Origin of the sequence: Pseudomonas sp. NY15374 (assembly GCF_048068255.1) — a bacterium.
Classification (GTDB): Bacteria; Pseudomonadota; Gammaproteobacteria; order Pseudomonadales; family Pseudomonadaceae; genus Aquipseudomonas; species Aquipseudomonas machongensis.
In genome coordinates this window covers 203809-228918 of record NZ_JBLUPZ010000004.1, presented here as the reverse complement: position 1 = coordinate 228918, position 25110 = coordinate 203809, and the positions used below count along the sequence as shown (strand labels likewise).

General features: G+C 63.9%; 17 protein-coding genes. 13 read left to right on the top strand and 4 right to left on the bottom strand.

Going from position 1 to position 25110, the window contains the following annotated elements; translation table 11 throughout:
• From tssK to tagH, 3 genes are read right to left on the bottom strand one after another with little or no spacing between them, the layout of a single operon-like run.
• Positions 1 to 1335, bottom strand: a complete 1335-nt coding sequence (gene tssK / locus ACNFHO_RS11855) for a type VI secretion system baseplate subunit TssK (protein WP_054891233.1) — start codon at positions 1333 to 1335, stop codon at positions 1 to 3.
• Between the two features lie 15 nt (positions 1336 to 1350).
• A complete protein-coding gene (tssJ, locus tag ACNFHO_RS11850; protein WP_153773938.1) occupies positions 1351 to 1848 on the bottom strand; it encodes a type VI secretion system lipoprotein TssJ in 498 nt (165 codons plus the stop codon).
• A gap of 48 nt (positions 1849 to 1896) precedes the next feature.
• On the bottom strand, positions 1897 to 3252 hold the full coding sequence (tagH, locus tag ACNFHO_RS11845) for a type VI secretion system-associated FHA domain protein TagH (protein WP_416766385.1): 1356 nt from the start codon (positions 3250 to 3252) through the stop codon (positions 1897 to 1899).
• A gap of 396 nt (positions 3253 to 3648) precedes the next feature.
• On the opposite strand from tagH, the gene tssA reads away from it, so the two are divergent.
• The 12 genes from tssA to ACNFHO_RS11785 all read left to right on the top strand — a co-directional run bounded on the left by tssA (position 3649) and on the right by ACNFHO_RS11785 (position 21113).
• Positions 3649 to 4686, top strand: a complete 1038-nt coding sequence (gene tssA / locus ACNFHO_RS11840) for a type VI secretion system protein TssA (RefSeq protein ID WP_054891230.1) — start codon at positions 3649 to 3651, stop codon at positions 4684 to 4686.
• 57 nt (positions 4687 to 4743) lie between these two features.
• A complete protein-coding gene (tssB, locus tag ACNFHO_RS11835; protein ID WP_054891229.1) occupies positions 4744 to 5259 on the top strand; it encodes a type VI secretion system contractile sheath small subunit in 516 nt (171 codons plus the stop codon).
• A gap of 10 nt (positions 5260 to 5269) precedes the next feature.
• Positions 5270 to 6763 (top strand): type VI secretion system contractile sheath large subunit, encoded by a 1494-nt coding sequence (tssC, locus tag ACNFHO_RS11830; RefSeq protein WP_063541557.1) that lies wholly within the window; start codon positions 5270 to 5272, stop codon positions 6761 to 6763.
• 104 nt (positions 6764 to 6867) lie between these two features.
• Entirely contained in the window at positions 6868 to 7356 is a 489-nt protein-coding gene (locus ACNFHO_RS11825) for an Hcp family type VI secretion system effector (RefSeq protein ID WP_054891227.1), read from the top strand.
• A 91-nt stretch (positions 7357 to 7447) separates the two neighbouring features.
• Complete coding sequence (tssE, locus tag ACNFHO_RS11820; protein ID WP_063541559.1) at positions 7448 to 7963, top strand: type VI secretion system baseplate subunit TssE; 516 nt, start codon at positions 7448 to 7450, stop codon at positions 7961 to 7963.
• The gene (tssF, locus tag ACNFHO_RS11815) at positions 7960 to 9822 is read left to right on the top strand and encodes a type VI secretion system baseplate subunit TssF (RefSeq protein WP_054891225.1); all 1863 of its coding nucleotides are present in this window, start codon (positions 7960 to 7962) and stop codon (positions 9820 to 9822) included. The genes tssE and tssF overlap by 4 nt, the downstream gene beginning before the upstream one ends.
• Positions 9786 to 10835, top strand: a complete 1050-nt coding sequence (tssG, locus tag ACNFHO_RS11810; RefSeq protein ID WP_054891224.1) for a type VI secretion system baseplate subunit TssG — start codon at positions 9786 to 9788, stop codon at positions 10833 to 10835. The genes tssF and tssG overlap by 37 nt, the downstream gene beginning before the upstream one ends.
• Entirely contained in the window at positions 10828 to 13500 is a 2673-nt protein-coding gene (gene tssH, locus ACNFHO_RS11805) for a type VI secretion system ATPase TssH (protein ID WP_416766380.1), read from the top strand. Before tssG ends, tssH begins: the two co-directional genes overlap by 8 nt.
• Before the next feature lie 23 nt (positions 13501 to 13523).
• Complete coding sequence (locus ACNFHO_RS11800) at positions 13524 to 15461, top strand: type VI secretion system Vgr family protein (RefSeq protein WP_063541563.1); 1938 nt, start codon at positions 13524 to 13526, stop codon at positions 15459 to 15461.
• Positions 15462 to 15472: 11 nt separating this feature from the next.
• Positions 15473 to 15907, top strand: a complete 435-nt coding sequence (locus ACNFHO_RS11795; protein WP_063541565.1) for a DcrB-related protein — start codon at positions 15473 to 15475, stop codon at positions 15905 to 15907.
• A gap of 8 nt (positions 15908 to 15915) precedes the next feature.
• On the top strand, positions 15916 to 20325 hold the full coding sequence (locus ACNFHO_RS11790; RefSeq protein WP_416766378.1) for an RHS repeat-associated core domain-containing protein: 4410 nt from the start codon (positions 15916 to 15918) through the stop codon (positions 20323 to 20325).
• Positions 20322 to 21113 (top strand): hypothetical protein, encoded by a 792-nt coding sequence (locus tag ACNFHO_RS11785; protein ID WP_416766377.1) that lies wholly within the window; start codon positions 20322 to 20324, stop codon positions 21111 to 21113. The genes ACNFHO_RS11790 and ACNFHO_RS11785 overlap by 4 nt, the downstream gene beginning before the upstream one ends.
• Positions 21114 to 21171: 58 nt before the next feature.
• Here ACNFHO_RS11785 and ACNFHO_RS11780 read toward each other — a convergent pair whose 3' ends face one another.
• On the bottom strand, positions 21172 to 22491 hold the full coding sequence (locus tag ACNFHO_RS11780; protein ID WP_063541571.1) for an OprD family porin: 1320 nt from the start codon (positions 22489 to 22491) through the stop codon (positions 21172 to 21174).
• 484 nt (positions 22492 to 22975) lie between these two features.
• Here ACNFHO_RS11780 and ACNFHO_RS11775 point away from each other — a divergent pair, with 484 nt between their 5' ends.
• Positions 22976 to 25078: a TonB-dependent receptor gene (locus ACNFHO_RS11775; RefSeq protein ID WP_416766375.1), complete on the top strand. Its 2103-nt coding sequence runs from the start codon at positions 22976 to 22978 to the stop codon at positions 25076 to 25078.
• Positions 25079 to 25110: the final 32 nt, after the last annotated feature.

Sequence of the window (25110 nt, the reverse complement as noted above, 5' to 3'; positions counted from 1 at the left end):
TTATCCTCGAATGGCCCAGAAGGCCAGGTTCAGGCCAGGGAACTCGCCAGCGACGTAGAAGGCGAAGCCTCCCGAATGTTGCAACTGCTTCCAGTGCTCGCTGCCGCGGTCGAGTTCGAAATAGGTGGAACCTGCATGGAACGGAATCTGCCGCGGCGCCACCGGCAACGGCAGCAGGCCGATGCCTGGCAACTGCAGATTGACCAGGTCGCGGATGTGCTCCACCGAACCGATCTTGCTCTGCTGGCCGAAGCGGCTGCGCAAGGTCTCGCCCGGCACATCGGCGCGCACCACGAGGATGAAACTGGCGCTGTCCAGCAGGCTGCGATCGGCGAGCATGGCCACGTGCACGCCGTAGGCTTTCTCGACGATCGGAATGGCCACCGCCTTGCTGTCGATCAGCATCGACAGTGCTTCACGCAGCGATGCCATCAGCGGCTGGAAGGTCGCCGCAAGGTCATCGTGCTGGTACACCGGGAAGCTCTCGGGGCGACGCCCCTCGCGGGTGAAGGTGGCGAACTCGCCTGCCAGCGCCACCAGTTCGCTGTACAGCCGCTCGGGGTGCAGCGGGCTGAGCTGGCCGAGGTGCTCGATCAACGGCTGTGCGCGGTTGACCAATTGCAGCAGCATGAAGTCGGCAATTTCCGAGGCGCCGCCATTGGCCGAGGCCACCACCCGCCCGGCCAGTGCCTCGCCACGCTGGTGCAGCAGCCCCAGCAGCTCACTGCGAAAATTCGACAGCGGGTTGCTGGCCGCCACATCCAGCAGCGGCGGGATGTAGCTGTCGTCCAGTACCAGGGCCCGGTCGGCACGCTTTTCCCGGATGCGCACCACACCCAGCGCGGCAAAATCGCCCAGGCCATCTTCCTCACGCAGCAGGCGCAGCGCGCGGCCTCCCAGGGCCAGGGGTGCGCGATTCTCGAACGGCGCGTTGTCGTCGCGCACTTCGCTGACCCGCGCCACATAGCGCGCGCCGTCCAGCGCCTCGCCTTCGTCGACGGTGTCGCGGGCACCGGCACGCTTGAGCGGCAGGCCCAGGTGAATCACCCCGTCGCGCAGGTCGTCGGGAATTTCCAGAGGCGCCGGTGGCAGGTCATCACGAGGGATATCGAAGGGTGTGCCGTCCGGCAACAGGCCACGGGCACTGAGGATCGCCAGCTTGCCCTGGGCCAGCAGGCCCTGGTCGACCAGCAGCTCGGAAAAGCCCCAGGCCGCGCTCGACAGAGGGCGGCTGCGGGCATCGATGAAGTTTTCCAGATAGCGGTCGTGCTGCTGGAAGTGCTGGGTCGTGATGAACATGCCTTCCGACCAGACCACACGATTGTTCCAGGACATGGGTTCTCCGTTTGCCTAGCGGGCAGGCACAGGTTGTGGGGTGGCCACGGCGCTGCGCACGGCGCGCACATCGAGGCTGATCTGGTAATCGCGAGGCGGTACGGCCAGCACGCTGCGCCACTGCGCACGGTCGATCTCGCGGTAGCCGACCACCAGGCCGACCTGGCGCGTCGCCGGGTTCAGTGGGCGATCCAGCTGCAGTTGACGACCGGGCTGCAGCAGTACTTCGTCCTGGTCGATCAGGTCGGCGCCCAGCGTGGCCTGCGCCCGTTCGGCCAGGGCAAAGTAATCGGCGCGCTCGAAGGCGGCGGCGTTCTTCAGCTCGTAGATGCGCACCCGCACAGGTGCTGGCGTGCCATCGGCACCGGGGTTGAGCCCGGCGGCGGCGCTGAAGTACAGGGTGACGCCTGGCTCTGCCGGCTCAGCGTCGGAGCTCGGCACCACCGACGCATCCTTGCTGCAGGCACTGAGCAGCACGAAGGCCAGGGCTGCCATCAGTCTTGTTGCACTCATCCTCGTCCTCATGACGTATTGGTGTTCTTCCTGCCTTGAGAATCAGCCTCAAGAGCGTTGCAGTCGGGCGTTGTGTGCCTCGTAGGCACGGCTGAACTCGCGGCCGAACAAGTCTTGGAAATCGTCCTGGGCTTCAGCTGATATCTGCCCGTACAGCTCGGTGAACTGCTGCCAGCAATGGGCCTGGCGCGAGCCGCCGAATACCTTCGACAGGCCTGTGGCCGGCGCCAGGCGAGCCTCCAGGCGGGCGGGCTCGAAACGCGTCAGCACGTGCTTGATCGCCGCCTCGACGCCGGCCATGACCGCCAACTGGTGGGCGCGCAGGTCATCGAAACTGTCGCGTACCGCCTGGTCGGCGGGCATGAACGCCTGGTTGCCCTGGCGCAGCAGCAGCAACAGCGCCTCATCGGCGTTGGGGGCGAATTTCAGCGGGTTGTTCTGCACCGGCGCGATGGTGGTCTGCTGCATGCGGAACTCGCCCTTGAGGCTGCTGCGTGCGCGCAGCACGTCGATCAGACCCTCGACCATCAGGCGGTAGCTGCGGCCCACCGCCTCCATCTGCGCTGCGGCATCGCCAGCGTCGATGCGCAGGTGCTCGATGCCCGCACCGCGCAGGAACGCCTGCAGCAGCGCCTGGTCGGGCGTGGCCTGGGTGGGGGGCGGGACGGGTGCGGGTGCCGGTGCCGGTACCGCGACAGGTGCAGGCGGTGGAGGCACTGGGGCAACAGGCGCGATCGGCTCTTGCGCAGGCAGCGGGCTGGAGGCCGGGGCCTCGTCGAACAGGTTCCAGTCCGCCGGAATCACCCCCGGGGCGGGTGCGGCAGGCGACACGGCGGGCGTTACCGGCGCGGGCGGACGAAAGTCGTGCTGCTGGGCCGGCACATGGTCAGGTTGGCTCGCCGCTGGCACGCTGGCGGGCCCAAGGAAATCAAAGATGTCGGGCAGCGTGTCGTGGCTCGAAGCCCCTTGCAGGAAAGCAGCCGGGGCGGGTGCAAGGGGGGGCTCGGAGGGCGTCGCCTGCCCGGCCATCAGCGCCTCGAAGCTCTGTGCGCCAGGCTGGCGATTCTCCTCCAGCGAGAACCCCGAATCGATGCGCGCCTGGATCTCGTACTCGCCAATCCGGATAACTTCGCCATCCATCAAGGGCTCGCTGTTTCCGCGGCGCAAACGCACGCCAGCGTGTACCAACTCCACGCCATTGGTGCTGCTATCGGTCAGGTAATAACGGCCATCTCGAAACTGGATGACACAATGATTCGACGATACCAATCGCTCAGGATCCGGCAATACCCAATCATTGTCCGGACTTCGCCCGATGGTGACGGCACCAGTCTCCACAAGCATCTCCGCACGCTGGCCCGGAGTAATCTTGTGATAACTAGTGATAGTAAGGCAAAGTGCCATCACGCCTCCTGCATATAATGTGTATCGTGATTCCATTCAAATGAGTGGATAGCGAAAATCGCCAATAAATCCTTAAAAAACAACGACCTAAATAACATCTTTAGCTGTTTTATCGCGACATATCGGCGAATTTAACCACAGCAGCAAGGCACATTGATGGCATCCGACAGATGGGCCTTCAAAGCTGCAAACTCGGTCACACCTCCACTCGGGGGCGGGTAGCTTACCTTGACAGCATTTTGGAAATAAACCATAAATGCGCAACTTTGGAGCCTGCCATTGATATCACGCTGACATCAACCGCCCGCTCCTCTACAAGTTTTTGTGCGCCAGTTCACATTTGCAACTTCGCGCAACTAACGCCCCGCCACGGGCCGATATGGAGATCGATTCCTGGTGAACTCGCCGCTGCTGCTCGCCGCTATTTCCGATGACTTCCCATGCGGTGAAGATCTCGAATACGACGCGGACTTCCTGCAACTCGAACGCGATGCGCAAGGGCGTCCGGAGCGGGTCATGGGCGATGCGGTACAACCTGCCGAACCGCCGCAGTGGCGCACCATCGAGCAGACCTGCACCGACCTGCTGCAACGCAGCAAGGACCTGCGCATCACCCACTTCCTGGTGCAGTCCAAACTCGCCTTGCAAGGCTTCGTCGGCCTGGCCGCCAGCCTGGAACTGATCCGCGACCTGCTCGGCGAATACTGGCTGCACCTGCATCCGCAACTCGACGCCTCCGACGACAACGACCCGACGGTGCGTGTCAACGCCCTGTCCGGCCTGACCTGCGACGCCAACATCGCCCTGCTGCGCGAAGCCGTGCTGGCACGCTCGCGCGCCTTCGGCCCGGTCACCTTGCGCGCGGCCCTGCACGCCGCCGGTCTTCAGCACTTCGCCAGCGAAGACCTGAGCGTCGAAGCGCTGGCCGCTGCGCTGCGTGATGCCGACCCCGATGAGCTCGAACAGACTCGCCAAGCCCTGAGCCTGGCCCGCGAGGCCTGCGAAGCGATCGAGCGCCGGGTCAGCGACCAGGTCGGTTCGGCCAGCGGCGTCGACCTGTCGGCACTCAAGCAACCGCTGCGCCTGGCACAACAGGTACTGGCCGACTACGCCCCCGGCGGCTCGCCGCCAGCCGCCGAGAACAGCGAAGCGCCGCAGGAAGATTTCCAGAACGACCATTCGACGTCCGCCGCCGCAGTTCCAGCCGCTCGTGCCGCTGCACGCCCCGGCGAGATCAACAACCGCGACGACGTTCAGCAAAGCCTCGAGCGCCTGCTCCAGTACTACGCCCGCCACGAGCCTTCCAGCCCGTTGCCGGTGCTGTTGCGCCGGGCCAAGAACCTGGTCAACGCCGATTTCGCGACCATCGTGCGCGACCTGATTCCCGAGGGCCTTTCGCAGTTCGAGAACCTGCGCGGGCCCCAGGACGACTGATACCACCGACAGCCGCAACGAACGACAGCGCCCCCAGCGGCGACCAGGAGGAACCACGTGGCCAAAGACAGCTCCCAGAAATTCATCGCGCGCAACCGCGCGCCGCGAGTGCAGATCGAGTACGACGTCGAACTGTATGGTGCCGAGAAGAAGGTACAGCTGCCCTTCGTCATGGGCGTGCTCTCCGACCTCGCCGGCAAGCCGGCCGAACCACTGCCCGCCGTGGCCGACCGCAAGTTCCTGGAAGTCGATGTCGACAATTTCGACTCCCGCCTCAAGGCCATGAAGCCACGGGTGGCATTCAACGTCCCCAACGAGCTGACCGGCGAAGGCAACCTGAGCCTGGACATCACCTTCGAGAGCATGGACGACTTCAGCCCGGCCGCCGTTGCGCGCAAGGTCGATGCCCTGAACCAGCTGCTCGAGGCGCGCACCCAACTGGCCAACCTGCTGACCTACATGGACGGCAAGACCGGTGCCGAGGACATCATCCTCAAGGCCATCAAGGACCCTGCCCTGCTGCAGGCCCTGGCCAGCGCCCCGAAACCTTCCGATAACGAGCCGAGCGCCTGAGGAGCCCGCCATGACCGATCCGTTGCGCGATACCCAGGCCCAGCCGGCCACCACCGAGCAGGCCAGCGAATTCGCCAACCTGCTGCTGCAGGAATTCAAACCCAAGACCGAGCGTGCCAAGGAAGCCGTCGAAAGCGCCGTGCGCACCCTGGCCGAACAGGCCCTGGCGCAGACCAACCTGGTCTCCAACGATGCCATCGGTTCGATCGAACAGATCATCGCCGCCATCGACGCCAAGCTCACCGCGCAGGTCAACCAGATCATCCACCACGATGACTTCCAGCAGCTGGAAAGCGCCTGGCGCGGCCTGCACTACCTGGTCAACAACACCGAGAGCGACGAGCAGCTGAAGATCCGCGTGCTCAACATCTCCAAGACCGACCTGCACAAGACCCTGAAGAAATTCAAGGGCACCGCCTGGGACCAGAGCCCGGTGTTCAAGAAGCTTTACGAAGAGGAATACGGTCAGTTCGGCGGCGAGCCCTACGGCTGCCTGGTGGGCGACTACTACTTCGACCAGTCGCCGCCCGATGTCGAGTTGCTGGGCGAGATGTCCAAGGTCTGTGCGTCGATGCATGCGCCGTTCATTGCCGCTGCATCGCCAACGGTGATGGGCATGGGCTCATGGCAGGAGCTGTCCAACCCGCGTGACCTGACCAAGATCTTCACCACTCCGGAGTATGCCGGCTGGCGTTCGCTGCGCGAATCGGAAGACTCGCGCTACATCGGCCTGACCATGCCACGCTTCCTGGCTCGCCTGCCCTATGGCGCCAAGACCGACCCGGTCGAGGCCTTCGCCTTCGAGGAAGATACCGACGGCGCCGACAGCAGCAAGTACACCTGGGCCAACGCCGCCTACGCCATGGCGGTCAACATCAACCGCTCGTTCAAGCACTACGGCTGGTGCTCGCGCATCCGCGGCGTCGAATCGGGCGGTGAAGTGCAGGATCTGCCGGCGCACACCTTCCCCACCGACGACGGTGGCGTGGACATGAAGTGCCCGACCGAAATCGCCATTTCCGACCGCCGCGAGGCGGAGCTGGCCAAGAACGGCTTCATGCCACTGCTGCACAAGAAGAACACCGACTTCGCCGCCTTCATCGGCGCCCAGTCCTTGCAGAAGCCGGCCGAGTACGACGACCCGGACGCCACCGCCAACGCCAACCTGGCTGCCCGCCTGCCGTACCTGTTCGCCACCTGCCGCTTCGCCCATTACCTGAAGTGCATCGTTCGCGACAAGATCGGCTCGTTCAAGGAAAAGGACGAGATGCAGCGCTGGCTGCAAGACTGGATCCTGAACTACGTCGACGGCGACCCGGCGCACTCCAGCGAAACCACCAAGGCACAGCACCCGTTGGCGGCGGCTGAAGTGGTGGTGGAAGAAGTCGAGGGCAACCCTGGCTACTACAACTCGCGCTTCTACCTGCGCCCGCACTACCAGCTCGAAGGGCTGACCGTGTCGCTGCGTCTGGTCTCGAAGCTGCCTTCGGCCAAAGGCGCCTGAGCCTGAACCGGGGCCGCTGCGCGCCCCGTCGCGGGGCAAGCCCGCGATAGGCTGCGCAGCAGCCCCGATAGAACTGCCAACCGACGCGAAATACCGAGGACATCATGGCTGTAGATATTTTCATCAAGATCGGCGACATCAAGGGCGAGTCCGCAGACAAGACCCACAAGGAAGAAATCGACGTGCTGAACTGGAGCTGGGGCATGTCCCAGTCCGGCAACATGCACATGGGCGGAGGCGGCGGTGCCGGCAAGGTCAACATCCAGGACCTGTCGATCACCAAGTACGTCGACAAGTCCAGCCCCAACCTGATGGCCCACTGCTCCAGCGGCAAGCACATCGACAAGGTCAAGCTGACCGTGCGCAAGGCCGGTGGCGAGAGCCAGGTCGAGTACCTGATCATCAACCTCGAAGAAGTGATCATCAGCTCGCTGAGCACCGGCGGCTCGGGCAGCGATGACCGCCTGACCGAAAACGTCACCCTGAACTTCGCCAAGGTCACCGTGGACTACCAGCCACAGAAAGCCGACGGTACCAAGGATGGCGGCGCCATCAAGTACGGCTGGAACGTGCGTCAGAACGTCAAGATCTGATAGCGCTGGCGACTGTTTCGCGGGCAAGTCGCAGCTGCGGCTTGCCCGCGAAGCAGTCGCCACGACCCCGAACCCTTGAAGGAACCCGACCGTGGTAGCCGACATCGCCGCCCGTGACCGCCTGCAACCCTCGCTGCTGGATCGTCTGACCGACGATGATCCCGGCAACCCGCAGGAAGCCCCGGACAAGCGCGTGCTGTCGCTGCAGCAGCTCAAGGCATCGGTACTGCGCGACCTGGCCTGGCTGCTCAACACCACGTCGCTGCTCGACAGCACCAGCACCTTGAACACTCCCGCAGGCAACTCGGTGGTCAACTACGGCCTGCCCGCCCTGGCCGGCAACTGCGCCTCGAACATCGATCTGCTGGCCCTGGAGCGCATCATCCACCAGGCCATTTCCACCTACGAACCGCGCATCCTGGCCCACACCCTCAAGGTGCGCGCCATGGTCGCCCCCGGCGAGATGAACGCCAACGCCCTGAGCTTCGAGATCGAAGGTGATCTCTGGGCCCAGCCTGCGGCGCTGCCACTACTGTTGCAGACCGACCTGGACCTGGAGTCCGGACAAGTGCACGTAGCCCCCGCCGAACGCAGGAGACGCGCATGAACCCGCGCCTGCTCGATCTGTACAACCAGGAACTGCGGCACATCCGCGAAAGCGCAGCGGAGTTCTCCCGCGAGTACCCGAAGATCGCCGGGCGCCTGACCTTGTCCGGCATCGACTGTGCCGACCCGTACGTCGAGCGCCTGCTCGAAGGTTTCGCCTATCTCACCGCGCGCGTGCAGCTCAAGCTCGACGCCGAGTACCCGACCTTCACCCACAACCTGCTGGAAATCGCCTACCCGCACTACCTGGCGCCGACGCCCTCGATGACCGTGGTGCAGCTGCAGACCGATCCTGACGAAGGTTCGCTCAGCGCAGGTTTCCCGCTGCCACGCGGCAGCGTATTGCGCGCCAACCTTGGCCGCGACTCGCAGACCCCATGCGAGTTTCGCAGCACCCAGGACGTCACCCTGTGGCCGCTGCAGGTGGCCCGCGCCGAATATTTCGGCAACCCTGGCACCGTGCTCGGCCGCCTCGCCGCCAGCGAACCCAAGGCCCGCGCCGCATTGCGGCTGACACTGCGCAGCGGTGCCGAGATCCCGTTCTCGAGCCTGCCGCTGACGCACCTGCCGCTGTACCTCAACGGTGCCGACGAAACGCCCTACCGTCTCTACGAACAACTGCTGGGCAACGCCTGTGCAGTGTTCGCCCGCCAGCCCGGCGCTGATTGGGTCGAGCGCATCCCGCTGGAGCACGCCCTGCGCCCCTGCGGTTTCGATGACAGCGAAGCGGCGTTGCCGGTGGTGCCGCAGGCGTTCCAGGGCTACCGACTGCTGCAGGAATACTTTGCCCTGCCACAACGTTTTCTGTTCGTCGATTTCGCGGGCCTGGAACGGGCAGTCAAGCGCTGCAACGGCCAGGAGCTGGAGCTGCTGGTGCTGTTCGAGCGTTTCGACTCGGCGCTGGAAAGCAGCGTCGGCGCCGAGCGCCTCGTGCCCTTCTGTACCCCGGCGATCAACCTGTTCCCCCGCCGCGTCGACCGCATCCACCTGACCGACAAGGTCAACGAACACCATGTGATCGCCGACCGCACCCGCCCCACCGACTTCGAGATCCACTCGCTGCAGCGCGTCACCGGTCACGGCACCGGTGCAGACCAGGAGTTCCTGCCCTTCTACGCCGTGCGTGACCCCTCGCGCTATGGCCGCGATCAGGCCTACTACATCGTGCGCCGCGAGCAGCGAGTGCTGTCGAGCGAACAGCGGCGCAACGGCACGCGCTCAAGCTACATGGGCAGCGAAACCTTCATCAGCCTGGTCGATGGCCAACAGGCGCCACACCGCCACGACCTGCGCCAGCTGGGCATCAGCGCGCTGTGCAGCAACCGCGACCTGCCGCTGTTCATGAGCGTCGGCGATGGGCGCAGCGACTTCAGCCTCGCCGACAGCGCACCCGTGTCTGCCGTGCGCTGCCTGGCCGGCCCCAGCCGACCCAAAGCCAGCCATGCCCATGACAACCGCGCCTGGCGCCTGATCAGCCAACTGTCGCTGAACTACCTGTCGCTGGCCGAGCAAGGCCAGGGGGCCGCCGCCCTGCGCGAGCTGCTGCGCCTGTACGGCGACAGCCAGGACAGCGCACTGCACCTGCAGATCGACGGCCTGCGCGAGGTCAGCAGCAAGCCCTGCACCCGGCGCCTGCCGATGCCCGGCCCGATCGTTTTTGGCCGTGGCCTGGAAATTACCCTGGAATTCGACGAGAACGCCTTCCGCGGCACCGGCGTATTCCTGCTCGGCGCGGTGTTCGAACGCTTCCTGACCCGCTACGTGTCCATCAACAGCTTCACCGAAACCGTGCTGCGCACCAGCGAGCGCGGCGAGATCATGCGATGGAAAGCCAAGCCCGGACGCAGGCCGACCCTGTGAACATACTCGAGGCCATGCAGGCCGAACCCTGGGAGTTCGACTTCTTCCAGGCGCTGCGTCGCCTCGAGGCCGAGCACCCCGAGCTGCCTCGCTTCGGTCACGCCCAGCGCCTGGCCGATGAGCCGGTGCGCCTGGGCCAGCGCCTGGATTGCAGCTTCGCCCCGGCCACCCTGGCCTCGGTAACGCAAGACGGCGAAGGGCCGGCGCGCCTGGAACAGTTCTTCTTCGGCCTCGGCGGCCCCAACGGACCGCTGCCGTTGCACCTGACCGAGTACATGCGCGAACGCCAGCGCAACCACGCCGATCACACCAGCAAGCGCTTCCTCGACATCTTCCATCACCGCCTGCTGAGCCTGTTCTACCGTGCCTGGGCCGAAGCGCGGCCAACCGTCAGCCACGACCGCCCCGGCGATGACTACTGGGCCGCGCGTCTGGCGGCCCTGAGCGGGCGCGGCCAGCCCGAACTGCAGGACCAGGGCCCGCTGCCGCATACCGCCAAGCTGCACTACTCCGGCCACCTCGCCGCACAGACGCGCTATCCGGACGGGCTGGCCAGCATCCTGGCGAGCTATTTCGGCGTGCCAGTGCGCATCGAGGAGTACGTCGGCCAATGGCTGGAACTGCCCGAGCGCAGCCGCCTCGGCGTGCACGCCAACCGCCTGGGCATGGACCTGTGCCTGGGCCGCTACGTCTGGGATCGCCAGCACAAGTTCCGCCTGTGCCTCGGCCCGCTGACGCTGGAGCAATACCACGCGCTGCTGCCGGGCGGGCAGGCGTTCATCGAACTGGCGGCCTGGGTCGCCGAGTACCAAGGCCACGAACTGGACTGGGACCTGAACCTCATTCTCGCGCGCGAGCACGTGCCCGCGCTGGAACTCGATGCCGGCAGGCGCCTGGGTTTCGACACCTGGCTCGGCCGTCCACAACACGATGCCAACGACCTCAAGCTCGCTCGCTACTACGCCGCGCAGCCGGTCAAACCGTCTTGCACAAGGAGTCAGGAACATGGGTGAAATCAGCCGCGCCGCGCTGTTCGGCAAACTCAACAGCGTCGCCTACAAGGCCATCGAAGCCGCCACGGTGTTCTGCAAGCTGCGCGGCAATCCCTACGTGGAGCTGGTGCACTGGTTGCACCAGTTGCTGCAATTGCAGGACAGCGACCTGCACCGTATCGTGCGCCAGTTCAACGTCGAGCCGGCGCGCCTGGCCCGCGACCTGACCGATGCCCTCGACCGCCTGCCGCGGGGCTCGACCTCGATCACCGACCTGTCCTCGCAGGTCGAAGAGGCAGTGGAACGCGGTTGGGTCTACGGCAGCCTCATGTTCGGAGAGAGCCAGGTGCGCACCGGCTACCTGCTGGTCGGCATCCTCAAGACCCCGAGCCTGCGCAATGCCCTGCTGGGTCTGTCGAGCGAGTTCGCCAAGCTCAAGGTCGAGGCCCTGAGTGAACGTTTCGACGAGTACGTCGGCGACTCCCCCGAGAACAATCTGGCCGCCAGCGACGGCTTCACTGCGGCAGCCCCGGGCGAAGCCAGCGGCGCCGTGGCCCCCGCGGCGATGGGCAAGCAGGAAGCACTCAAGCGCTTCACCGTCGACCTGACCGAACAGGCGCGCAGCGGCAAGCTCGACCCGATCGTGGGTCGCGACGAAGAGATCCGCCAACTGGTCGACATCCTCATGCGTCGCCGCCAGAACAACCCGATCCTCACCGGCGAGGCCGGCGTCGGCAAAACCGCTGTCGTCGAGGGCTTCGCCTTGCGCATCGTTGCCGGCGACGTACCGCCTGCGCTCAAGGACGTCGAGTTGCGCAGCCTGGATGTCGGCCTGCTGCAAGCCGGCGCCAGCATGAAGGGTGAGTTCGAGCAGCGTCTGCGCCAGGTCATCGAGGATGTCCAGGCCTCGCCCAAGCCCATCATCCTGTTCATCGACGAAGCCCACACCCTGGTCGGTGCCGGTGGCGCTGCCGGGACCGGCGATGCCGCCAACCTGCTCAAGCCGGCACTGGCCCGTGGCAGCCTGCGCACCGTGGCCGCGACCACCTGGGCCGAGTACAAGAAACACATCGAGAAGGACCCGGCACTGACCCGCCGCTTCCAGGTGGTGCAGGTCGATGAGCCGAGCGAGCCAAAGGCGCTGCTGATGATGCGCGGCGTGGCCTCGACCATGGAGAAGCACCATCAGGTGCAGATCCTCGACGAAGCGCTGGAAGCCGCGGTCAAGCTGTCGCACCGCTACATCCCCGCACGCCAACTGCCGGACAAGTCGGTGAGCTTGCTCGATACCGCCTGCGCACGCGTGGCCATCAGCCTGCATGCAGTGCCTGCAGAGGTCGATGACAGCCGCCGGCGTATCGAGGCGCTGGAAGTCGAGCTGCAGATCATCGCCCGCGAAGCCGCCATTGGCGTCGCCACCGAGCAACGCCAGACACAGGCCGACACGCTGTTGACCGAAGAGCGTCAGCGCCTGCTCGAGCTGGAAGGCCGCTGGGCCGAAGAAAAGACCCTGGTCGACGAACTGCTGGCCACCCGCGCCCAGTTGCGTGAGCAGGTCGGGGTGGTCGATCAGGAGGTCGATGCCCAAGGCAGCCATGAGCTGCGCGAGCGACTCGTCGACTTGCAGCAGCGCCTGAGCGCCCTGCAAGGCGAAAGCCCGCTGATCCTCCCGACCGTCGACTACCAGGCCGTGGCCTCTGTGGTTGCCGACTGGACCGGCATTCCGGTGGGGCGCATGGCACGCAACGAGATCGAGACGGTGCTCAACCTCGACAGTCACTTGGGCAAGCGCATCATCGGCCAGGACCACGCCCTGAAGATGATCGCCAAGCGTATCCAGACCTCCCGCGCCGGCCTCGACAACCCCAACAAACCCATTGGCGTGTTCATGCTTGCCGGCACCTCGGGCGTGGGCAAGACCGAGACCGCCCTGGCGCTGGCCGAGGCCATGTATGGCGGCGAGCAGAACCTGATCACCATCAACATGAGCGAGTTCCAGGAAGCGCACACCGTCTCCACTCTCAAGGGCGCACCGCCCGGCTATGTCGGTTACGGCGAAGGTGGCGTGCTGACCGAGGCCGTGCGCCGTCGCCCCTACAGCGTGGTGCTGCTCGACGAGGTGGAAAAGGCCCACCCTGACGTACACGAGATCTTCTTCCAGGTGTTCGACAAGGGCGTGATGGAAGATGGCGAGGGGCGCCAGATCGATTTTCGCAACACCCTGATCCTGCTCACCACCAATGCCGGCACCGAGCTGATCGCCGAAATCTGCAAGGACCCGCAGACCTTGCCCGAACCGGATGCAGTCGCCACCTTGCTGCGCAAGCCGCTGCTGGAGATCTTCCCGCCCGCGCTGCTCGGTCGCCTGGTGACGATCCCCTACTACCCGCTCAGCGACGCCATGCTCAAGGCCATCACCCGCCTGCAGCTGGAGCGCATCCGCAAGCGCGTGGAAGCTACGCACAAGGTCGGCTTCGCCTACGACGACGCGGTGGTGGACCTGATTGTCTCGCGCTGCACCGAGACCGAGAGCGGCGGGCGGATGATCGATGCGATCCTGACCAACGGCCTGCTGCCGGACATGAGCCGCGAGTTCCTCACCCGTCTGCTCGAAGGCAAGCCGCTGGCCAGCGTCAGCATCGGCGCGCGCGACAACGAACTGCACTATGACTTCAGCGCGGCCTGAGTCTCGCGCATACAGGAACATCCATGCTGTTCACGCAACTGACGCGCCTGGCGCAGATCAACAGCCCCCTGGGGCCGAACGTGCTGATCCTCAGCGAGATGGGCGGCAGCGAGGAGCTCGGCCGCCTGTTCGACTATGAGCTGCAGCTGACCAGCGACGATCCGGCCATCGACCTCAACCAGCTGCTGGGCAAACCCATGAGCCTGTCGCTGCAATTGAGCGGCATGGCTTCGCGTCACTTCCACGGCATCGTCGCGCGCTGCAGCCAGTCGGTCGATCGCGGGCAGTTCGCCAGCTACCGCGTCACCCTGCGGCCCTGGCTGTGGTTGCTGACGCGCACCAGCGACTGCCGGATCTTCCAGCACCTGAGCGCACCGCAGATCATCAAGCAGGTATTCCGCGACCTGGGCTTTTCGGACTTCGAGGATGCCTTGAGCCGCAGCTATCGCGAGCGCGAGTACTGCGTGCAATATCGCGAGACCAGCTTCGACTTCGTCAGCCGGCTGATGGAAGAAGAAGGCATCTACTACTTCTTCCGCCATGAGGAGGCGCGTCACGTCCTGGTGCTGGCCGACGCCTATGGCGCACACCAGAAGGCACCCGGCTACGAGTCGGTGCCGTTCTATCCGCCCGACGGCCAGCACCGCGAGCGCGACCACATCAACGACTGGCACCTGGCGCAAGAGGTGCAGTCCGGCTCGATGGAGCTCAACGACTACGACTTCCAGCGGCCCAGCGCACGCATCGATGTGCGCTCGGCCATGCCACGCCCGCACCAGGCCGGCGACTACCCGCTGTACGACTACCCCGGCGCCTATGAGCAGACCCAGGACGGCGAGCACTATGCGCGCACCCGTCTCGAGTCGCTGCAGAGCCTGCATGAACGCGTGGAGTTGCGCGGCAACGCCCGTGGTCTTGGCAGTGGTCACCTGTTCAGCCTCAGCGGCTTCTCCCGCCAGGATCAGAACCGCGAGTACCTGATCGTCGCCGCCCGCTACTACGTGGTGCAGGAGCGCCTGGAAACCGGCGGCGGCAGCGGCTCGGCGCAGTTCGAGAGCAACCTGAGCTGCATCGACGCCCAGCAGAGCTACCGGCCGGTATCGAGCACCCTGCGCCCGCTGGTCAAGGGTCCGCAGACTGCCGTGGTGGTTGGCCCGGCCGGCGAGGAGATCTGGACCGACCAGTACGGTCGGGTGAAGGTGCACTTCCACTGGGACCGCCACGACCAGTCCAACGAGAACAGCTCGTGCTGGATCCGCGTATCCCAGGCCTGGGCCGGGAAGAACTGGGGCTCGATGCAGATCCCGCGGATCGGCCAGGAAGTGATCGTCAGCTTCCTCGAAGGCGACCCCGACCGGCCGATCATCACTGGTCGGGTGTACAACGCCGAGCAGGCCGTGCCCTACGATCTGCCCGGCAACGCCACCCAGAGCGGCATGAAGAGCCGTTCGAGCAAAGGCGGCAGCCCGGCCAACTTCAACGAGATCCGTATGGAAGACAAGCGCGGGCAGGAGCAGTTGTATGTGCATGCCGAGCGCAACATGGACACGGTGGTGGAGCAGAATGAGACGTTGTCGGTGGGCGCCAGTCGAGTGCAGACCGTCGGCATGCTGGAAACCATCACCATCGGCCAAGACCGCATCCGGGCGGTGCGCCGTGACGACATGCTGATGGTCGGGGCGAGCAAGACCGACAGCGTCAGCACCAGCTACCTGATCGAAGTCGGCGAGAACCTGCGCCTGGTCTGCGGCAAGAGCGTGATCGAGCTCAACGCCAGCGGCCAGATCAACATCAGTTGCGAGCAGTTCAGCTTTCACGCCAGCAAGGATGGGGAAATCAACACGGACGGCACCCTCGACCTGAACGTCGGAAGCGGCGCACAGACTGCGCCGGACAAACAAGGGGTGAAGAAGACCATCGATGACGCGGTGAAAGCGCTTTTCCCGAATACAGGCAAGTAACGAGAACGACCATGAGCTACCGCCTCAACGAATTCCGTCTGGTCCTGCCCGACGCCGACGTACGCGATACCAGCATCAATATCCTGCGCTTCGAAGCCCTGGGCACTTCGCTGATCGTCAGCCGCAGCCTACTCGCCGAAGGCGAGACCCTGCAGAGCAACTTCGATGGCCAGTTGCAGCGCCTGCAACAACAGGTCAAGGACCTGCAATTTCAGCCGGCCCAGGCGCTTCGGGTAGGCACAGCGCAGGACATCGACGCTATCGAGTTGAGCAGTCAGTTCAGCAAGGGCCAGGAGAAGGTCTACCAGTATCAGCTCGCCCTGGTATTGCCCGGCACACGCAAGATGTTCGCGCTGAGCTACGTCAAGCCCACGCCGCTGGGGGCAGCGGAAGCGGCGCACTGGGCACGTCTGAAGCAGTCACTCGAATTCGACAACCTCGGTTGACCTGACCTATGTCCGACGCACTCTGGGCCGCACGCGAAGGCGACGCGCTGATGCATACCTCGATGATGGCCGATATCGTCGGAGGTGTGCTGGAGGTTGCCGCGAACATCGCCATCGGCGCCCTGGCCACGGCAGCGGTGGCAGCAGCGCTGGGCCTGACGGTGGCCACCGGCGGCCTGGGCTGCTTCGTGCTTGGCGCGGTGGTGGGGCTGGTGGTGGGCGTGGTGATGGCCAAGACCGGAGCGGACACCGGGCTCAGTCGATTATGCGAGGGCATCGGCAATGCCCTGTTCCCGCCAAGCGTACAAGCCAACATCCTCACCGGCTCCTCCGACACCAAGACCAACGGCAAGCGTGCAGCACGCGCTGCCGGAATCGTCACCGGCCCTGCGCAAGCCTTGGCAGCGGGTGGCGAAGGCGCGCCGGGAGCGGAGAAGGAAGAAAGCTTCCTCGACATGGCCAAGGGCTTCTTCTCCCAGATGTGGCGACCGACCGTCGCCAGCCCTGCCGCCAACACAGAGCAGGCCCAAGACGACAAGATCCTCTGCAGCAAGCATCCACCAATGCCCCCGCAATACCTGGCGGAGGGCTCGAGCAAGGTGCTGATCAACGGTCATCCCGCCTGTCGCAGCGGTGATCGCAGCACCTGCGAGGCGGTCATCGTCGATGCCGGGGAAATTTCCGAAAACGTGCGCATCGGTGGCGAGCCGATCGTCGTGCGTGAGATCCGTAGCGGCAAGACCCCGGGCATCGGCCTGGCCATCACCGCCCTGCTGATGCTGCGCGGGCGCGGTGGCAAGTTCTACAGCCGCTTCGGCTGCATGCTGGTAGGGGGTGTGACCACGCTGATCACCAGCGAAGTGACCGGTGCCCTGACCTCGGCAATTGCCGGCTCGCCGAATCCGGTCCACGCTCCGACCGGCGCCAAGGTGCTCGCTGACGACCTGGATTTGGACTTCAGCCTGCAGAGCCTGCTGCCGCTGGACTGGCAGCGCTCCTACAACAGCCGCGACGAGCGTCGCGACGGCCTGTTCGGCGCCAGCTGGAGCGTACCTTACGAAGTCTTCGTGACTGTCCAGGCCGATCGCCTGCTGTACAACGATGAACAGATGCGGGTCATCGACATGGGCCAGATCCCGCCAGGTGATGCCGTGTTCAGTGCTGCCGAGGGCCTGAGCGTACGTCATGCCCTCAATGGCGAGCTGCTGATCGAGGACATCGAGACTGGCCTCTATCGCCTGTTCGAGCCTGCACCGACGAACCCTTCACACCTGCGCCTGAGCAAACTGGGCGACCGCAACGACAACCGCATTCATCTCGACTACGACGATCAAGGGCGCCTTTCAGGTCTGCGCGACACCTTTGATCGCGTCTGCATCCAGCTCATTGCTCACGAGCGCTCGCCGCGACGCCTGGGTCGGATCGAACAAGTATTCGAAGACGGCAACCGCCAGACGCTCGTCAGCTACGGCTACGACCATCGCGGCGACCTGAACGAGGTGCGCGACGCGCTGGGCCAACTGCAGCGCCGATTCGCCTATGACGACGGCCAGCGCCTTATCGAACACCAGACTCCCGCAGGCCTGCGCTGCTTCTACGAGTGGATGCACAGCGAGGATGGCTGGCGGGTGTCACTGCACACCACCAGCGAGGGCGAGCGATACCAGTTTCGCTACGACATTGCCCAGGGTGTGACCGAGGTCACCGACAATCTTGGGCGTACCAGCATCCGTCACTGGAACCGCCAGTACCAGGTCGAACGTTATCTCGATGCGCTGGGCAACTGCTGGCAGTTCCAGTGGAACGACGAGCGCCAGTTGCTGGGTGCGACCGATCCGCTTGGCGGCCAGTGGCAGTATTTCTATGATGAGTCCGGCAACCTGGCCCAGACCATCGATCCACTGGGGCGAAGTGAATCGACCTTGTGGCTGGAACACTGGAGCCTGCCACGAGAGGAATGTGACAGCGCCGGGAATCGCTGGCGCTACCGTTATGACCAGCGCGGCAATTGCATCAGCGAAACCGATCCCTTGCACCAGGTGACCCGTTACCAGTACGACGAACGCGGGCAGGTCATCGTCATCACCGATGCCGCGGGGCGCCAGCGCCACCAGCGCTGGAACACCCGCGGCCTGCTGGTCGAGGATATCGATTGCTCCGGCTATCGCACCCGCTACGAGTACGATCGCCACGACTTTCCCTGCCGGATCACCGATGCCGATGGCGAAAGCACCACTTACACCTATGACGTGCTGGGGCGGATGATCGAGCAGGTCGAGCCCGATGGTCGGACCCACCGCTACAGCTACACCGTTGCCGGCCTGCTGTCGGCCTATATCGACCCGCTGGGGCACCAGACCCTCTACCACTACGATCGGCACGGCCAGTTGACCGAGCAGCGCGATCCGCTGGGCCGCAGCGTACGCCTGGGTTACGACCTGTTCGCCCGCCTGGTGACGCTGACCAACGAGAACGGCGAACACTACCGGTTCGAATGGGATGCTGCTGATCGCCTGCAGCGCCAGCACAACCTGGACCTGAGCAGCAAAGGCTATCGCTATGACGCGCTCGGCGAGCTGCTGGAAATCGACTGGCACCCCATACCTGGCAGCCCAGAGCCGGTGCTGCGGCACACCTATGTGCGTGATGCCGGCGGTCGGCTGCTGTCATTCACCACCGACGATGGCTGTACCGAGTATTGCTACGACGGCGTGGATCAGTTGCTTTCGGTCACCTTCACCGACACTCAGGGGCAGTCGGCCAGTGTCGCTTTCGAATACGACGGCCTTGGCCAACGCCTGGCCGAAATCACCGACGCCGGCAAGCTGCTGCATCGCTACGATGAACTGGGCAACCTTATCCAGACACAACTGCCCGACGGCCGTACGGTGAACCGCCTGTATTACGGCAGCGGTCACCTGCATCAGGTCAACATTGATGGCACTGTGGTCTGCGACTTCGAGCGCGATCGCCTGCATCGAGAAGTCAGCCGGACTCAGGGGCGCATGAGTTTGACCCGCGAGTACGATCGCTGCGGCCGCCTGCGCACCCAATTACGCCGCAACGCGCAGCAGCCGGCTCACGGTCCGGCGCCCTGGCAACAGCGTTTCGTGTTCGATGATCTGGACAATCTGGTCCAGCGCTACATCCAGCAACCCGGCAAGCAGCACCAGGTGCTGTTGCCGCACGATGCCAGCGGCCGGGTGATGGCCTGCCAGAGTGCCCTGGCCGGGCAGAACGAAAGCTTCCACTACGATCCCGCGGCCAACCTCACCGAGACGCCTGGCGTTGCAGTTCGCCACAACCAGTTGCAGCGCTATCGCGACAACCGCTATCGCTACGATGGCTTCGCTCGCCTCCTCGAGCGGCGCAGCAGCCAGTATGGATTGCAGACCTTCACCTACGATGCGCAAGAACGCCTGGTTCAGGTAGCGACCGTCCTTCACGGCAGGGAACGCAAGGTCAGCATGCACTACGACCCGCTGGGGCGACGCATTGGCAAGGACGAGCACGATGATCGCGGCAACCTGCTTGGCAGCACCCGGTTTCTCTGGGACGGCCTGCAACTGCTGGGCGAAACCCGCAACGGTCACAGCACCCTGTACCTGTATGGCGACGAATACGAGCCCATGGCGCGGGTCGACGGGCTGGGTGAACACCAGCAGATCCGCTACTACCAGACCGACCTCAACGGCCAGCCTGTCGAGTTGAACGATACCGACGGCCAGACCTTGTGGGAATGCGAGTATCGAACCTGGGGGGCCACCTTGAACGAGCGCAATACCGCTCCGTTCAGCGAACAGCAGAACCTGCGCTTCCAGGGCCAATACCTGGACCGCGAAACCGGGCTTCACTACAACCTGTTCCGCTATTACGACCCGCAGGTCGGGCGATTCACCCAGCCTGACCCCATCGGCCTGGAAGGCGGCATCAACCTGTACCAGTACTCGCCGAACCCATTCACCTGGATCGACCCTCACGGGCTGGACTGGAACTACATCCTGACCGACCGTAACGGCAAGGCTTACTATCACGGCCGGGCTTCCGACAAGGCTTCGCTGGAAGATGTGATGCGTCGCCATGGCAAGACCAAAGGCACCGACGGCTATCGTTTCAGGTATGGCGACCGTATCAACCAGGTCACGCCCCATGGCACGCCCAAAGACGTGGCACGCGGTATCGAGAACGCCGGCATCCGCGAACGCAAGCAGGTGCTCGGACGCAAGAATCCCAAGGTCCGCGGCAACAAGATCCACGGTATTTCCGATGCCAAGGCCAAGACGGTGCGCGGCAGACGCAGGATCAAGGCTGCCAAGACCTATCTGCGCAATTCGGGCGTCAGCAAGGTCAGTTCACTGCCGGTTCTGGCCAGCAAGGCGGCACCGAGAAAGGTCAACACGAGGACATGTGGCAAATGACGACAAGCAAGCAACTGGCGGCGATTCGCGAGGCGCTGGAAGATTACGAAGAAGGCGAAGCGATCGACCCGGTGCTGAAAAAGGCCGGGCTGGCACCTGCAAGCCAGAAGATGTCCCACGACCAGGTGGTGCAGTGGCTGCTGCAGGAGCGTGACAAGGCTGACAAGGCAAATATCGTCGCCCAGTTCCTGCACGGTGTGGAAACGAACCAGGCGCACCTGCGCGCCGGCCTTTCCTCACTCGCCAGCGCAACTCACTTCATGCAGCACCCGTTCAGCGTCGACAAGCAGCTCAACTGCCAGGTGTGCGGGGCCTTCGAGCATCTGGACATCGATTTCGTCCTGCTGAACCAGACACGCTACCTGTGCGGCAGCGTGCTGAGCGGCGATATCGCCGAGATGGCGTTCTTCCTGCAACAGGCCAACGCCATCGACAGCCCCCGCCCTGAGGCACTGCCGCTCACGACCCGCATCTTCGAGATGATCCGGGCGATGCCAGACAGCGCCAGGCCCAAGGATATGCTCAAGCAACTGCGCAAGCTCAAGGGCGTGAAGATGAGCGAAGAGGAAGCGCGCAGCTTTATCGATCTGCTGGGGCATTGCGCCATCCTGCAGACGCCCGAACACCCCGGGCTTTTGCAGCGTTTCACCAACCAGGGCCTGGCGCCGAGCAGCTCGCGCTCGTCGGACTGGAGCTATCCGGTGGATTTCTGGACCGGAGCAAACGGCGTGGACGCCGACGCGATGAAATATTGGTTCGGCGACTATCCGCAACTTTTGGCGCAATAGCCTTGAAACGAAACAGCCCCGGCAAATGCCGGGGCTGTTTCGTTACGCCAGATCAGTATCAGAAGATGCTGATCGGGTATTCGACGAATACGCGAACTTCGTTGCCGTCGTCGTTGTAGCCGTTTTGGCGCACAGCGTTGTTGGTACGCAAGAACGAACTACGCAGCTTGATCGAGAGGTCCTTCGCCGGGCCGTCCTGCACCACGTAGCGAACCTGGTTGAAGATCTCGCGCTCCTTACCCTCGCCGAAACCTTCCGGGTTCTTGAGGTTGCGGGTGTTGATGTTGTCACCCACCACGTAAGCCAGCTTGTAGGTCAGACCAGGGATGCCGAAGGCACCGAAATCCAGGCCGTAGCCCAACTGCCAGGAGCGCTCGTCTTCGGCGTTGAAGTCGGACCAGTACGAGTTGGCCAGGTAGATGGTCGAACCACCGTCGCCGACACCGCCTTCGTTCTGGTACCAGCCATAGTTGTAGCCGGTGCTGCCGGTGCTGCGCTGGTGGGCCAGCGTGAAGGAGTGCGGGCCATAGGCGTAGGTAGCCGCCAGGCTCCAGATGGTGTTGCGGTCGCCATTCAAGCCAGCTTCACGCACATACTTGTTGTCGATGTCCGACTTGTAGCCGTTGAAGTCCAGGGTCAGGGACTGGTCGGCCGCGATCGGGAAGACGTAGTTCAGGCCCAGGTAGTGCTTCTTCATGACATCTTCGTTGTCCGCGGTGTACAGCGACGCGGTGAAGTTGTCGGTGAACTTGTAGCTGCCGCCGAGCACGTTGATCGACTTCAGGCCACCGCCATCACGGCGCTCGGCACTCTTGCGGGCTTCCTGGGTGAAGCGGCCTGCATTCAGCTCCAGGCCTTTGATCTCCTTGGAGGTGATCATGGTGCCAGTGAAGCTCTCTGGCAGCAGACGAGCGTCGTCGTACTGCAGGACCGGCAGAGCCGGCATCTGGTCACCGTACTTGAGCACAGTGTTGGAGATGCGGAACTTCACCGCTGCACCACCACGAGCCAGGTTGTGAGGGGCGTTGGTTTTCTCACCGTCGAAGGTGGGGTCGGAGCGTTTGAAGAAGTCGACACCGCCACCCTGATTACGACCCTTGCCACCATCCAGACGCACGGCGTACAGACCGAAGGCGTCGACACCGACACCCACGGTGCCTTGAGTGAAGCCGGACGAGAAGTTGGCGATCACACCCTGGCCCCACTGGGACTGGTCGTTGGTGTGGTGCTTCTTGTCACGGTTGATGAAGGCGTTGCGCAGGAGGACGTTGGCGTGGCTGTCCTCGATGAAGCCCTTGCTTTCGGCCTGGTCGTTGGCCTGGGCCTGAGTGGCGGCGATGAGTGCCAGCGCTACCAGGCTGATCCTTGTATTCAACATGTTGTTTTCCTTATTACCGAATCAGAACGCTCTGCTACCTAAAACGCCAGGAACCAACGCCCCTTCGTAGGTTCGACGCTTGTATCCAAACTGAAAACCCCGCTCCTTTTGCAGGTAGCGGGCTTCGTCCGGCGCTCGGCCAACTGATGGCCGGCAGGCGTAGAGGCCGAATCCTAGCCGCGTGTGCTTCGCAATGTCAAAAAAACGTGAAATGAAGGTTGATATAACCAAATTAAAGGCCAGAGCTGGTGCAAAACTGTGCTGAATCGCAGAGCAGACAGTTATTCCCTCTCTTTTCTGTACTTTCGTACAGGCAACTCACTTCTGGTTGGCTTGACAAAAACACCTCGATAAAAGCGAATAATTACCAGTTACAATTTGATACATTCGTAAATACGCGCCTTTACAAATAGCCAAGCAAGAGCAAATAGCAAGCATTACCATTCGCATCCTTTTCATAACAATCTCTGCTGGATGCCTGCCGATGCTTGTCCCCTGCCGCTTGTCTCCCCTGTCTCTGGGCCTCTCACTGATGTTCAGCGCGGGCCTTGCCAGCGCTGCCACCACTACCCTGCCTGAGCTCTCGGTCACTGCCGAAAGTGAACGCGAGCGCGATAATCCGCGGGTCAAGGACGTCAGCACCGCCACCCGCACCTCGACGCCTGTGCGCTACGTCCCGCAGGCGATCGACACGGTCAAGACCGCCAACGTACTGGACTACGGCAAAAACAGCCTGGGCAAGGCACTGGAAGGCATCCCCAACGTCAGCAGCGGCGCCGACACACGCTTCGACAGCCTGCGTATCCGCGGCTTCGACGCCAGCAACGACTTCTATCTGGACGGCGTGCGTGATGACAGCCAGTACGTGCGCGACCTGCACAACATCGAGCGCATCGAGGTGCTCAAGGGCCCGGCAGCCGTGCTCTATGGCCGTGGCAGCCAGGGCGGCATCGTCAATCGGGTGAGCAAGGCGCCCGAGCATGGCCGGCGCTCGACCATCGAAGCCCAGGGCGGCAGCGAGGACCTGCGCAGCCTGTACGCCGATCTCAGTGCCGACCTGAACGACGACATCAGCGTGCGCCTGAACATGGGCAACCAGGACAACAACAGTTTCCGCGATGGCGTCGATGGCAACCGCCAACTGTTCGCCCCGTCGCTGAGCTGGCAACTGAGCCCCGACCTGAACTGGCTGGTGCAGTACGAATACAGCCGCTACAACCGCACCCCGGATCGCGGCATTCCTGGTGTCGGCGGTCGTCCGGCGGATGTCGGGCGCAGCACTACGTACGGCGACACGCAGCGCGACTTCATCGACGACAAGTCGCAGTCGCTACGCTCGCGCCTGAACTACCAGCTCGGCGACAACTGGCAAGTGCGCCATACCCTGAGCCTGTTCAAGCTCGACAGCGACTTCGACAACACCTACCTCACCGGCTACACCCCCAGCACCAATCTGGTGACCCGCCAGCGCTGGCAGCAGGACCTGAACACCCGCAACCTTTTCAACAACCTCGAGGCCGAGGGCGATGTCAGCACCTGGGGCCTGGAGCACAAGCTGCTGCTGGGACTGGAATTCGGCAATCAGCGCCGCGATCCGCGCCTGTACACCGCGCGGGCGGTGAGTGCCGGTGGCCAGGCGGTGCCGTCGCTGAACCTGAACAACCCCAACCGGCGCCTGCAACACAACGGTCCCATGGTGCCGTCGAGCTACAACCACACGGTGGTCGATAGCCGTGGCGTCTACCTGCAGGACCAGATCCGCCTCAACGACCAATGGCAGATCCTGGCGGGCGTGCGCTTCGACCAGTTCGAGGTGGAAACCACCAACAAGCTGCGAGGCATCTCGGAAAAACAGGACGACAACAGCACCAGCCCGCGCCTGGGCGTGGTCTATTCGCCGTGGCAGGAACATTCGTTCTATGCCTCCTGGAGCAAGACCTATTCCCCGGTCGGCGGCGGCCTGATCGGTATCACCCCCGGCGCTGCCGGCAACACCAACGAAACGGCTCCGGAGAACACCCGGCAGAAGGAAATTGGGGTCAAGAGCGACTGGTTCGACGAGCGCCTGAGCACCACCCTCGCCATCTACGAGCTGGAGCTCTACAACCGTCGCACCACCGACCCGGACAACCCTGGCATCACCATCCTCACCGGCCTGCAACGCTCGCGTGGCGTGGAGCTGACCGCCCAGGGCAATGTGGTCGGCAACTGGTACGTACGCGGCGGCATCGGCCTGCAGGATGCCATCATCGCCAAGGACAACAGCGGCCTGGAGGGTAACCGGGTAAACAACGTGGCGCGGCGCAACGCCAGCCTGTTCGTGACCTGGAAGCCGGAGCTGGGCTGGTACGCCGAAACCGGCCTGGTACTGGTCGGCGAACGCTACGCCGACAACCAGAACACCACGGTGCTGCCAGGCTATGGGCACTGGGATGCACTGGCCGGCTACCGCACCCACGACTGGGACGTTCGCGCTGCGCTGAACAACATCACCGACAAGACCTACTACAGCTCGGCGACCAGCGCCGCGCAGATCCAGTTCGGCGATCCGCGCAGCCTAGTGGTGACAGGCACCTACAGCTTCTGACCGATGGGCCCTATCCAGAACTGCGGCAACTA

Excerpts from the sequence above, each read along its gene's own strand:
- tssJ (WP_153773938.1), bottom strand. The coding sequence starts at position 1,848 with ATGAGTGCAACAAGACTGATGGCAGCCCTGGCCTTCGTGCTGCTCAGT.
- ACNFHO_RS11780 (WP_063541571.1), bottom strand. The coding sequence starts at position 22,491 with ATGTTGAATACAAGGATCAGCCTGGTAGCGCTGGCACTCATCGCCGCC.
- tagH (WP_416766385.1), bottom strand. The coding sequence starts at position 3,252 with ATGGCACTTTGCCTTACTATCACTAGTTATCACAAGATTACTCCGGGC.
- tssK (WP_054891233.1), bottom strand. The coding sequence starts at position 1,335 with ATGTCCTGGAACAATCGTGTGGTCTGGTCGGAAGGCATGTTCATCACG.
- tssC (WP_063541557.1), top strand. The coding sequence starts at position 5,270 with ATGACCGATCCGTTGCGCGATACCCAGGCCCAGCCGGCCACCACCGAG.
- tssF (WP_054891225.1), top strand. The coding sequence starts at position 7,960 with ATGAACCCGCGCCTGCTCGATCTGTACAACCAGGAACTGCGGCACATC.
- ACNFHO_RS11790 (WP_416766378.1), top strand. The coding sequence starts at position 15,916 with ATGTCCGACGCACTCTGGGCCGCACGCGAAGGCGACGCGCTGATGCAT.
- ACNFHO_RS11795 (WP_063541565.1), top strand. The coding sequence starts at position 15,473 with ATGAGCTACCGCCTCAACGAATTCCGTCTGGTCCTGCCCGACGCCGAC.
- tssH (WP_416766380.1), top strand. The coding sequence starts at position 10,828 with ATGGGTGAAATCAGCCGCGCCGCGCTGTTCGGCAAACTCAACAGCGTC.
- ACNFHO_RS11775 (WP_416766375.1), top strand. The coding sequence starts at position 22,976 with ATGCTTGTCCCCTGCCGCTTGTCTCCCCTGTCTCTGGGCCTCTCACTG.
- ACNFHO_RS11785 (WP_416766377.1), top strand. The coding sequence starts at position 20,322 with ATGACGACAAGCAAGCAACTGGCGGCGATTCGCGAGGCGCTGGAAGAT.
- tssG (WP_054891224.1), top strand. The coding sequence starts at position 9,786 with ATGGAAAGCCAAGCCCGGACGCAGGCCGACCCTGTGAACATACTCGAG.
- ACNFHO_RS11800 (WP_063541563.1), top strand. The coding sequence starts at position 13,524 with ATGCTGTTCACGCAACTGACGCGCCTGGCGCAGATCAACAGCCCCCTG.
- ACNFHO_RS11825 (WP_054891227.1), top strand. The coding sequence starts at position 6,868 with ATGGCTGTAGATATTTTCATCAAGATCGGCGACATCAAGGGCGAGTCC.